This window comes from Azospirillum sp. FG154 (assembly GCF_057809575.1).
On the sequence record NZ_JBMDKF010000017.1, the window covers coordinates 125,737 to 136,663 of the forward strand.

General features: G+C 63.9%; 7 protein-coding genes and 1 pseudogene. 3 read left to right on the top strand and 5 right to left on the bottom strand.

The annotated features are described in order from the left end of the window. Window positions 1–172 precede the first annotated feature (172 nt). Genes nifS through ACODS4_RS19230 form a run of 3 tightly spaced genes read right to left on the bottom strand, consistent with a single transcriptional unit; the run spans window position 173 to window position 2,746 of the window. Window positions 173–1,387 carry a cysteine desulfurase NifS gene (gene nifS / locus ACODS4_RS19220; RefSeq protein ID WP_488866474.1) on the bottom strand — a complete coding sequence of 405 codons (1,215 nt, stop codon included), beginning with the start codon at window positions 1,385–1,387 and terminating at the stop codon, window positions 173–175. A 4-nt stretch (window positions 1,388–1,391) separates the two neighbouring features. After that, window positions 1,392–2,315, bottom strand: coding sequence for a Fe-S cluster assembly protein NifU (gene nifU / locus ACODS4_RS19225; protein ID WP_488866475.1), 924 nt, complete (start codon window positions 2,313–2,315; stop codon window positions 1,392–1,394). A 41-nt stretch (window positions 2,316–2,356) separates the two neighbouring features. Further along, window positions 2,357–2,746, bottom strand: coding sequence for a HesB/IscA family protein (locus ACODS4_RS19230; protein WP_488866476.1), 390 nt, complete (start codon window positions 2,744–2,746; stop codon window positions 2,357–2,359). 293 nt (window positions 2,747–3,039) lie between these two features. Here ACODS4_RS19230 and ACODS4_RS19235 point away from each other — a divergent pair, with 293 nt between their 5' ends. Beyond that, complete coding sequence (locus ACODS4_RS19235; protein WP_488866477.1) at window positions 3,040–3,537, top strand: hypothetical protein; 498 nt, start codon at window positions 3,040–3,042, stop codon at window positions 3,535–3,537. Window positions 3,538–3,591: 54 nt separating this feature from the next. Here the strand turns inward: ACODS4_RS19235 and purB are convergent, their stop codons facing one another. Then, complete coding sequence (gene purB / locus ACODS4_RS19240) at window positions 3,592–4,887, bottom strand: adenylosuccinate lyase (protein WP_488866478.1); 1,296 nt, start codon at window positions 4,885–4,887, stop codon at window positions 3,592–3,594. 452 nt (window positions 4,888–5,339) lie between these two features. On the opposite strand from purB, the gene ACODS4_RS19245 reads away from it, so the two are divergent. After that, the gene (locus ACODS4_RS19245; protein ID WP_488866479.1) at window positions 5,340–8,591 is read left to right on the top strand and encodes a bifunctional diguanylate cyclase/phosphodiesterase; all 3,252 of its coding nucleotides are present in this window, start codon (window positions 5,340–5,342) and stop codon (window positions 8,589–8,591) included. 62 nt (window positions 8,592–8,653) lie between these two features. Here the strand turns inward: ACODS4_RS19245 and ACODS4_RS19250 are convergent. Then, a pseudogene (locus tag ACODS4_RS19250) lies at window positions 8,654–8,821 on the bottom strand (JAB domain-containing protein); the annotation flags it as partial. 790 nt (window positions 8,822–9,611) lie between these two features. On the opposite strand from ACODS4_RS19250, the gene ACODS4_RS19255 reads away from it, so the two are divergent. Further along, on the top strand, window positions 9,612–10,832 hold the full coding sequence (locus ACODS4_RS19255; RefSeq protein WP_488866480.1) for an IS256 family transposase: 1,221 nt from the start codon (window positions 9,612–9,614) through the stop codon (window positions 10,830–10,832). Window positions 10,833–10,927: the final 95 nt, after the last annotated feature.

The window sequence follows — 10,927 nt, forward strand, 5'->3', positions numbered from 1 at the left end:
GGAGGGATGGGGAGGGGGCGATGGGCTGAGGGAACGTGGCTAAGCGCTTTGCGTGTCGCAGACCGGGCCGGGAACCCGACCCGACGGGGTGTCGTCGGGCGGGGTGTCGGGGCGGATCCCCGACCCGGACTGCGATCCCTGTGTTTGCAAATGACCGTTCAGAAAAGGAGGTTCACGAATAGACCGGCGCGAACTCCTTGGGCTTGGCCGCGCCCTGTTCCCAATAGGGCGACAGGCTGCGCAGCTTGGCGATGATGCCGGGAACCACCTTGATGACGTGGTCGATCTCCGCGTCGGTGGTGTCGCGCGACAGGGAGAAGCGGGTCGCCCCGTGCGCGGCGGTGTAGGGAACCCCCATCGCCCGCATCACATGGCTCGGCTCCAGCGAACCGGACGTGCAGGCCGATCCCGAGGACGCGGCGATGCCCTCTTCGTTCAGCAGCAGCAGGATGGCCTCGCCCTCGATGTACTCAAAGGCGACGTTGCAGGTGTTGGGCAGGCGGTTGTCCGGGTTGCCGGTGACGAAGCAGGCGGGGACGGCGGCCAAAATCGCCTGTTCCAGCCGGTCGCGCTGCGCCTTCACCCGCGTGTTTTCCTCCGCCATGTGGGTCAGGGCCAGATGGGCGGCGGCGCCCAACCCCACGATGGCCGGGGCGTTCTCGGTCCCGGCGCGGCGCGAGCGTTCCTGATGGCCGCCGCGCAGCATCGGGCGAAAGCGCAGGCCGCGCTTGACGTAGAGCGCGCCGATTCCCTTGGGCGCGTGCAGCTTGTGGCCGGACAGCGACAGCATGTCCACGGCGCTGTCGGCGAGCTTCATCGGGATCTTGCCGACCGCCTGCACCGCGTCGGTGTGGAACACCGCGCCGACCGCCTTGGCCATTTGCGCCAGCTCTTCAATCGGGAAGATCGTGCCGGTTTCGTTGTTCGCCCACATGATGGAGACGATGGCGACCTGATCGGACAGCGCCGCCTTGTAGGCGTCCATGTCCAGATTGCCTTTGCCGTCCACGCCGATGCGGTGGATTTTGTAGTCGCGCTTCTTTTCCAGATAGTCGCAGAGCGCCAGCACAGCGGGGTGTTCGACCACGCTGGTGACGATCTCGCGCTTTTTCGGATAGGCCTCGATGATCGACAGAATGGCGGTGTTGTCGCTTTCCGTCCCGCCGGAGGTGAAGACGATCTCGCTGTCATGCGCCGCGCCGAGCAGCGCCTGAACCTGCTTGCGCGCCCATTCGATCTTGCCGCCCACCGCCGCGCCGAAGCCGTGCATGGAGGACGGGTTGCCGAAATGCTCGGTGAAGAGCGGCAGCATTTCCGCCAGAACCTCGGGATCGACGCGGGTCGTCGCGTTGTTGTCGAGGTAGATTCCGCTGTTGGGGATGGTCATGGCGTCACGCTCCGGCTGGCATCAGAGAGGCGGGCTTGACGCGGACGAACTCGCCGAGCTTTTCGACCAGCTTCATCTGCACGCCCATCATGGTTCCCGCCGACTGCGAACAGCCCGAACAGGCCCCGGTCAGCCGGACATAGATGTCCTTGCCGTCGATATCGACCAGTTCGACGTCGCCGCCGTCGCGCTGGATCTGCGGGCGCATCTCTTCAATGGCGCTGAGGATCGCCTGCATGCGCTGGACGTTGGTCAGCTTGGGCGCGGCGGCGGGTTCGGCCTTGGCGGCCAGCGGCTGGATGGCGTCCAGCCCGACCACACCCTTGGGCGAATGTTTGGTCGCGGGCTTCAGCGCGCCGGTCTTGGCCATGACCGCTTCGAGAACCTCTTCGATCTTCTCGTGGCAGGTCTGGCAGGAGCCGCCCGCCTTGGTGTAGTGAGTCACTTCCTCCAGCGAGGTCAGGCCGTTGACCGTCACCGCGCGTTCGATCATCGCGGCGTCGACGCCAAAGCATTTGCAGATCAGCTCGCCTTCCTCATGGTCGTCCACCCATTCCTCGCCCTTGTAGTTGGCGATGGCGGCGCGCAGCGCCTCGGCCCCCATGACGGAGCAATGCATCTTTTCCGGGGGCAGGCCGCCCAGATACTCGGCGATGTCGCGGTTGGTCAGGACCAGCGCCTCGTCCACCGTCTTGCCGATAATCATCTCCGTCAACGCCGAGGAGGAGGCGATGGCCGAGCCGCAGCCGAAGGTCTGGAACTTCGCGTCCTGGATGATCTGTGTGTCGGGATCGACCTTCAGCATCAGGCGCAGCGCGTCGCCGCAGGTGATCGAGCCGACCTCGCCCACCGCGTTGGCGGTTTCCAGCACGCCGGAATTCTTCGGGTTGAAGAAATGTTCCTTGACCTTGTCGGTGTAGTTCCACATGTCGCTGCTGCCTTTCCGTGGGTGCGCGCCGTGAGGAGCGTTCAGTGCGTGGAGGACGAGCCGCAGCCCGAGGACGGGCCGCTGGAGGAGCAGGAGCCGCCCGCCCCGCCCGCCGAAAAGGATTTGCCGCAGCCGCAACTGCTGGTCGCGTTCGGGTTGTCGAACTTGAACCCGGCGCCCTCGATTCCCTCGACGAAATCGACGACCACGCCGCTCAGAAAGGGCTGGCTGTTGGGATCGACGAAGATCGTCACCGGGCCGAAGCGGAACACGGCGTCGTCGTCGCCCGCCCCGGCTTCCAGCCCCATCTGGTATTTCATTCCGGCGCAACCGCCGTCCGTCACCGCGATCCGTAAACCGGCGGCGCCGCCGCCCGATTTCGCCAAGACCCGTTCCAGGGAAGACACCGCCGCATCCGTCAGAGTCACCATGTCCCGCCTCCTCAAAACGCGCCGCCGGGGACGCCGGCCAATCTGGGTTTGAGTAAAGCAAGAGACGGGCCAACTGATAAATCATTGAATTTCAACGATTGTCAGGCTGGCGCAAGTCCGACAATGTTGGCGTCACGCACGGGTTTGTCGGGTTTTGGGCGTGTCGGATTCGCGACAGCCGCGACCTTTTGACGCGCAAAAATAATGTGGTCTTTCGTCGCGTCCGCCGCCGGTTCATGCTGGGGCGTCGTCGGCGCGTCGGATGGTTAGATCACAGAACAGAAGGGACACGCATGGACCAACCGATCGAACTGCGCATGTCGAACGGACGCATGGCGTTCGGCGACGTGCCGGAGCACATCGACCTGCTGCTGCAAGAGGCGGTGCAGGCGCGCGACCTTCCCGACCAGTGCGAGGCGATTTTGTGGCAAGCGCACAAGGCGGCCCCGCGCGTGCTGCCGGTCTATTACGCGCTGTACAAATTCTATTTCAACCGCAAGCGCCTGGCCGACGCCGAGCGGGTGGCCCGCATCGGTCTGGACGCGGCGGCGCGCGAAGGCGGCTTCACGGCGGATTGGAGCCAATTGACGGCGGCGACCACGGATTGGACGGCGTTGGGCGCGCCGCGCTTTTTCCTGTTCACGATGAAGGCGCTGGCCTTCATCGAACTGCGCCGTCACAACCGCGACAAGGCGCTTGGGATTTTGGCGAAGATGGCCGAACTCGACCCCGTCGATCAGGTCGGTTACGGCACCGTGGCCGCGCTGGCGCGCGGGCTGGGCGAGGGGTGAGACCTTTTGCGCGCGCCCGGCGGTGAACCGCTGGGCGCACGCAACGTCAGAGGCTTACGCCCCGAACACGCGCTTGAACACCGTGTCGACATGCTTGGTGTGATAGGTCATGTCGAACATCGGCTCCAGCGTGTCGCGGGCGATGTGCTTGGCGACGTCGGCGTCGGCGGCCAGCAGCTCCAGGAAGTTGCCGCCATGCTGCCACACCTGCATGGCGTTGCGCTGCACCGCCTTGTAGCTGTCCTCGCGGCTCATCCCCGCTTGGGTCAGCGCCAGCAGCACGCGCTGCGAGAAGACCAGACCGCCGAGGTCGTCCAGATTCTTCTGCATGCGCTCCGGATAGACCACCAGCTTGTCGATCATGCCGGTCAGGCGGGCGAGCGCGAAGTCCAGCGTCACCGTGGCGTCGGGGCCGAACATACGCTCGACCGAGCTGTGGGAGATGTCGCGCTCGTGCCACAGCGCCACATTCTCCAGCGCCGGGGTGACGGCGGCGCGGACGATGCGGGCCAGACCCGTCAGATTTTCCGACAGGACGGGGTTGCGCTTGTGCGGCATCGCCGACGACCCCTTCTGACCGGGGTGGAAATACTCCTCCGCCTCGCGCACTTCGGTGCGTTGCAGATGGCGGATTTCCGTGGCCAGATTTTCGATGCTCGACGCGATGACGCCGAGAACCGAGAAGTAGAAGGCGTGACGGTCGCGCGGGATGACCTGGGTCGAGACCGGCTCCACCGCCAGACCAAGCTTGGCGGCGACATGCTCCTCAACGCGCGGGTCGATGTTGGCGAAGGTGCCGACCGCGCCGGAAATCGCGCAGGTGGCGATGTCCTTGCGGGCCTGGACCAGACGCTCGCGCCCACGGGCGAAGGCGGCGTAGTGACCGGCCAGCTTCAGGCCGAAGGTCGTCGGCTCGGCGTGAATGCCGTGGCTGCGGCCGATGGTGACGGTGTTCTTGTGCTCGTAGGCCCGGCGCTTCAGCGCGTCGAGCAATTTGTCCATGCCGTCGAGCAGCAGGTCGGCGGCCTGCGTCATCTGCACGGCCAGGCAGGTGTCCAGCACGTCGCTTGAGGTCATGCCCTGGTGGACGAATCGCGCCTCCGGCCCGACATGTTCGGCCAGATTGGTCAGGAAGGCGATGACGTCGTGCCGGGTCTCCCGCTCGATCTCGTCGATGCGGTCGATCTCCCACTTGCCGCGCGCCCACACGGCGGCGGCGGCTTCCTTGGGGATGACGCCCAGTTCGGCCTGCGCGTCGCAGGCGTGCGCCTCGATCTCGAACCAAATGCGGAAGCGGTTTTCCGGCTCCCAGATGCGGGCCATGTCGGGGCGGGTGTAACGGGGGATCATCGGCACTCTCCGAAGGATGCGGTCCTGAACGACGGCTGTTGAGCGGTTCATAGGGGGGCTTGCGCGCCGCGTGAGGATCGCTCCACCACGCGCGCGCGACCATAGCCGCGACGGCGTCCGTTGCAAAGCCTTGCGAAGGTCTGAAGCGCGGCGCAAAGATGCGGGCGGGTTTCTGAACGTTCGATCAGTGACAGCAGCAATCAGAAAAGCCTTATCAACCTTAAAGAAATGTTCGCCTAGGTTGTGATGGACGGCGCGATTGAAGAAGAGGTTGTCGTCGTGAGGTTTGGTGGCGTCGGGTGACGCGCGCGACTCTCTTTTGCGAGGACTTCTGCCAAAGAGTCGCGCATCAATCGCTTCAACGCGCTTGCGGTTGCAGTCTTGCGGGCATTCAGCAAGAATTGCCGCGCGGGGTGGGCGAGGCGCCGTTTCGCGTGCCAGGGGGGTGTTCGTTGTCTGATCCTGTCGCCGAGTTGGTGCGCGAGCCGTCTCGCTCCTCCGACGAGGCCCGACTTTATCGCTTGCAGTTTCTGGCGTCGCTGTCGCTGGTGACGGTGCTTGTCCTTGGGCTGGGTTTCTATTTCGTCTGGCAGCATTGGGCCGACTTTGAAACCGATCTGCGCCAGTCGGAGGCGCGCGCGCTTCAGGAACAGCGGCAGGCGTTGGAGCAGGAGGTCGAGAACGCCCGCTCCTATCTGGCCTACATGCGTTCGCGCACCGAACCACTGCTGAAAGAGCAGTTGCGCGCGCAGGTGGACGAGGCCTACGCCATCGCCCAATCCGTTTATGAGCGGGAAAAGGGCATCCTGCCCGAAGCGGCGGTGAAGGAATCGATCAAGGAAACCCTGCGTCCGCTGCGTTTTTCCAACGGGCGCGGGTATTATTTCATCAACGATCCGGTCGGCATGACGGTTCTGATGCCGATCGAACCGGCCCGTGAAGGGTGGTCGCCCATCGCCGCGTCCGACGCGGTGGGGAGCAAGGTGATGCAGGAGTTGCTGCGCGCCGCCCACGATCCGCACACGCGTGGATTCGCCCGCTATCGCTGGCGCATGCCCGACGACCCGGATCATATGGTGGACAAGATCGCCTATGTCCGGCGGTTTGAGCCGTATGACTGGATCATCGGCGCCAGCGATTCGTTGGCGGCGGTGGAAGCCAAGCTGCAAAAGGAATCGCTCGACCGTCTGCGCTCCTTCCGCTTTGGCGAGAGCGGCTATGTCGGGGTGTTGCGCGACGACGGCAAGGTTTTGTTGTCGCTGACCTCGCCGACGTCGGAGGGGGTGAACGCGCGGGATTTGCCCTGGCAGGTCGAACGCGATCTGGTCCTGCGGTTCCTGGAGGTCGCCCGCAAGGGCGGCGGGGAGGTGCGGTACGATTGGGTTCATCCGGTGACGGCGCGGCCAACGCCGAAAATGGCTTATGTTTCGGCGCCCAGCGTCTGGGGCTGGTCGGTGATCGCCGGATTCTACATCGACGACGTGGCGCGGGAGATGGAGGTCCGGCGGGCCGAAATCAGCCGAGGGGTCGATCAACGGGTGTGGACCACCGTGGTGGTGCTGGGCGTGGCGCTGGCGGCGTCGGTCGGCGTGTCCTGGCTGGTCACAGGCTGGATTCGGCGAATCGTCCGCAAATACCAGAGCAGCATGCGCCGCAGCGACACCATGCTGCGCGAACGCGCCCGCCAGCTCTATCTGGCGAATTTCTTTGTCGATCATGTCTCGGAAATCGTCGTGCTGGCCGACGCGAAATTGCGCATCGCCTACATCAACCCGTTCGGCTGCACGGCGCTGGGCGGGACGCTGGAAGATCTGGTGATGGGGCAGGCCGACCTGCTCAAGCGCTTCGCCGACGATCAGGACGACGCGTCCAGCCATTACGAAACCATCTACCACACCCCTGATGGCCGCGCTCTGGAACTGGAGGTCACGGCCAGCCGCATCGCCTATGAGGGGGAGACCTACTACTCCGCCATCGCCCGCGACATTTCTGAACGCAAACGCGCCGAGTGGGAGTTGCGCCTGTCGGCCAAGGTGTTCGACAACGCCGCCGAGGGCATGTTCGTCACCAACGAACGGAACCTGATCGTCGCCGCCAACGACGCCTTCACCCGCATCACCGGCTACAGCCGGGAAGAGGCGATGGGGCAAGATCCGAAATTTCTGCGGTCGGATCGTCAGGACGCCCAATTCTTCGAGGATTTGTGGGCGCAATTGCGCAAGAACGGTCATTGGGCCGGCGAAATCTGGAACACCCGCAAGAATGGCGAGGTGTTTCCGGAATGGCTCAGTCTGAAGGCCGTGGTGAACGAGGCGGGGGTGGTCCTCAACTACATCGCCGCCTTCACCGACACCACCGAGACCCGCGCGCAGGAAGAGCGCATCCGGCATCTCGCCCAATATGATTTCCTGACCGACCTGCCCAACCGCTTCCTTCTGCGTGACCGGCTGGATCGGGCGATGCTCACGGCGGGGCGCCACGGCAACAAGGTCGGGCTGCTGTTTGTCGATCTCGACCGTTTCAAGACGATCAACGACAGTCTGGGGCACCAGATCGGCGACAAGCTGCTGCGCGAGGTCGGATCCCGCCTGTTGGCGACGGTGCGGGCCAGCGACACGGTCAGCCGCCAGGGCGGCGACGAGTTCATCATTCTCATCAGCGACATGGAGACCGCCGACGCGGCGGGAACCGTGGCGCGCAAGGTGCTGAAAAACCTGTCCGATCCCTTTTTGATCGACGGGCATGAGTTGCAGGTCACGCCGTCCATCGGCGTCGCCATCTACCCTGAGGACGGCGCCACCATCGACGCGCTGCTGAAAAACGCCGACATGGCGATGTACGCGGCCAAGGATGGCGGACGCGCCACCTATCATTTCTTCACGCCGGAACTGAACCGCCGGGCGTCCGACCGCATGTGGACGGAAAACAACCTGCGCCGGGCGCTGGCCAACAACGAGCTGGAGCTGTTCTTCCAGCCGCAATTCGCCGTCGGCAGCCGCCGTTTGGTCGGGGCGGAGGCGCTGGTGCGCTGGCGCCAGCCCGACGGATCGCTGATTATGCCCGGTCAGTTCATCCCGGTGGCCGAGGACACCGGCCTCATCCTGCCCTTGGGCGATTGGGTGCTGGGCGAGGCGTGCCGCCGGGCGTCGGAGTTGTTGAAGCATCAGGATCTGCTGATCGCCGTCAACCTGTCGGCGGTGCAGGTGCGCCGCCCTGGTCTGGCGGATCGGGTGGCGGGCTGGCTGTCGGCCTACAACGTGCCGCCGGAGGCGTTGGAACTGGAGGTGACGGAAAGCGTTCTGATGGACGATTCCGACGTGGTCGCCGAAACCTTCGCGCAACTGCGCGAAATGGGGGTGCCGTTGGCCATCGACGATTTCGGCACCGGCTATTCCAGCCTCAGCTACCTCAAGCGCTTTCGGGTCGACAAGCTGAAGATCGACCGCTCCTTCGTCTGCGAATTGAAAAGCGACGACCCTGACAGCGGGGCCATCGCCGAGGCGATCATCGGCATGGCCCGCTCCCTGCGCATGCAAACCCTGGCCGAAGGGGTGGAGACGGAGGAGCAGTTCACCTGTCTGACGAATCTGGGCTGCGAGCAGATTCAAGGCTACCTGTTGGGTCGTCCGATGCCCTACGACGATTTCGTCACCTTCCTGAAGAGTCAGGCGCTGGTTCCGGAAGCGGCGGAGGTGGCCGATTGAGGGGGTGTCCCCTTTGACGGTCGGCCCTTTGACGGTCGCCCCTTTGACGGTCGATGGAACCGCTACAGCAACCGCTGCGCCTTGAAGCTGGTGTGTTTGCCGCCTTTGCCGATAATGAGGTGATCGTGCACCGTCAAGCCGACGGCGTTGGCGGCGCGCACGATCTCCTTGGTCATCTCGATGTCGGCGCGGCTGGGGGTGGGGTCGCCCGATGGATGGTTGTGGACCACTCCAGATGATTTTATAATGTTCTGAAATCGCGTGATTTTTTCGATTTCGTCAGTAGCTGGTGCCGGGGAGTGGGGTATGTCCAGGATGCTTGATCGTGATCGTCACGTCTGATCCCCGACACGTTCATTGAGTCGCTTGGATGCACGGCAGTGCACTCTATTCCTTTCGTCCCAGGCTTCAAGCTCCTCGATCGGATAGAGAACGGCCTTTCCGATCTTCACGAACGATGGTCCAATTCTCATGGCTCGCCAATTGCGAAGCGTCCCCACGGACACACCTCCACGATAGCGATCACTGACCTCTTCGGGGGTTAGAAACTTGGTCTCTGACATACTTCCTCCTGCTACCGGCGGCGCTTCGACGTTGTTCCGCCGATCATGAGTAATGGTCGAGCGCTTGGTTGTTCCTTTAAGTGGGGCGATCACCCGGATTCACCTCCGGGCTCGCCGATTCGTCGCGGCTCACGCTGCTGCACGGAAATGGATGCGACATGAGCACGCGGGAGGGAAGTCCCGTTTGAGGGCGTAGGGAAAGAGGTTGCCTACGGCTAAAAATCGGTCGGTTCGCGCGCACAGGATACACGATTTCATGTACGCGAGACTGCGGTGTGTGAGCTGATGTTGTGGACGGGGCGTTGATGAGATGGGCGCTCCCCGCTTTTGGTGAAAGCCCCCATTCTGGAGTTGCCCTGGAAAAGTGGAGAGCCTTTTGCTTTGGGCTATGCGGCAGCCGGGAGTATCCGGAATTTCGTGCTCGGCGGGGTTATCCTGAGATTGGAGGAGCCCCTGCATGGCACGACGCAAAGAGCCCGTTATCCCGGACGCGATCCTCGACCAACTGCTGGCCGGTGCTGACGCCAAGACGGCGTTCGATCCGAACGGCTTGCTCGACCAGTTGAAGAAGGCGCTGACGGAACGGGCGCTGAAGGCGGAACTGGATCATCACCTTACCGGTGACGAGAGCGGCAACCGTCGCAACGGCTACGGCCGTAAGACGGTGCTGACTGAGAGCGGGGCGATGGACCTGTCCATTCCGCGCGACCGGACGGGAACGTTCGACCCGGCGCTGATCGCCAAGTACCAGCGGCGTTTCCCCGGCTTTGACGAGAAGATCATCTCGATGTACGCGCGGGGCATGTCGACGCGGGAGATCACGGGACACCTGCGGGAGCTCTATGGCATCGAGGTGTCGGCCGACCTGATCTCCACGGTGACGGACGCGGTGATCGAGGAGGTGACGACCTGGCAGAACCGGCCTCTGGAGGCGACTTACCCGCTGGTGTTCCTGGATGCCATCCGGGTCAAGATCCGGGACGAAGGCCTGGTGCGCAACAAGGCCATCCATGTTGCCATCGGCGTGCGGGCCGACGGCGCCAAGGAGGTGCTGGGCCTGTGGATCGAGCAGAACGAAGGCGCCAAATTCTGGCTGCGCGTCCTGAACGAGCTGAAAAACCGCGGCGTGGAGGATATCCTTCTGGCCGTGGTCGACGGGCTGAAGGGCTTTCCCGAGGCGATTGCCGCCGCCTATCCCGAGACGATCGTCCAGACCTGCATCGTCCACCTGCTGCGCCACAGCATGGAGTTCGCATCCTGGAAGGACCGCAAGGCGATCGCCACGGCGCTGAAAACGGTCTACGACGCCATCGACGACAAAGCCGCCGAAGCAGCCCTGACAGCCTTCGAAGACGGGCCCTGGGGCGGAAAGTACGCGGCCATCGGCAAGGCGTGGCGGCGGGCGTGGCAGGAGGTCATTCCCTTCTTCGCCTTCCCCCGCGAGGTCCGGCGCATCCTCTACACCACCAACGCCATCGAGGCCTTGAATTCGAAGCTGCGCCGGGCGGTGCGTGCCAGGGGGCATTTCCCCAATGACGAGGCCGCGCTGAAGCTCCTATTTCTCGTCTTGAACCGCGCCGAGAAAGACTGGAAAATGCCACCGCGGGAATGGACGGCCGCAAGGGCGCAGATGGCCGTCATCTTCGGCGAGCGGTTCGCAAAGGCGATGGAAGCCTGATAATTACCCGCCCCGCCGAGCACGAAATTCCGGACACTCCCGGCAGCCTCGAAATCGCATGGGCTTTTGTAGCCAAGCGCCGAATGTCGCCGGAC

Excerpts from the sequence above, each read along its gene's own strand:
- nifS (WP_488866474.1), bottom strand. The coding sequence starts at position 1,387 with ATGACCATCCCCAACAGCGGAATCTACCTCGACAACAACGCGACGACC.
- nifU (WP_488866475.1), bottom strand. The coding sequence starts at position 2,315 with ATGTGGAACTACACCGACAAGGTCAAGGAACATTTCTTCAACCCGAAG.
- ACODS4_RS19230 (WP_488866476.1), bottom strand. The coding sequence starts at position 2,746 with ATGGTGACTCTGACGGATGCGGCGGTGTCTTCCCTGGAACGGGTCTTG.
- ACODS4_RS19235 (WP_488866477.1), top strand. The coding sequence starts at position 3,040 with ATGGACCAACCGATCGAACTGCGCATGTCGAACGGACGCATGGCGTTC.
- purB (WP_488866478.1), bottom strand. The coding sequence starts at position 4,887 with ATGATCCCCCGTTACACCCGCCCCGACATGGCCCGCATCTGGGAGCCG.
- ACODS4_RS19255 (WP_488866480.1), top strand. The coding sequence starts at position 9,612 with ATGGCACGACGCAAAGAGCCCGTTATCCCGGACGCGATCCTCGACCAA.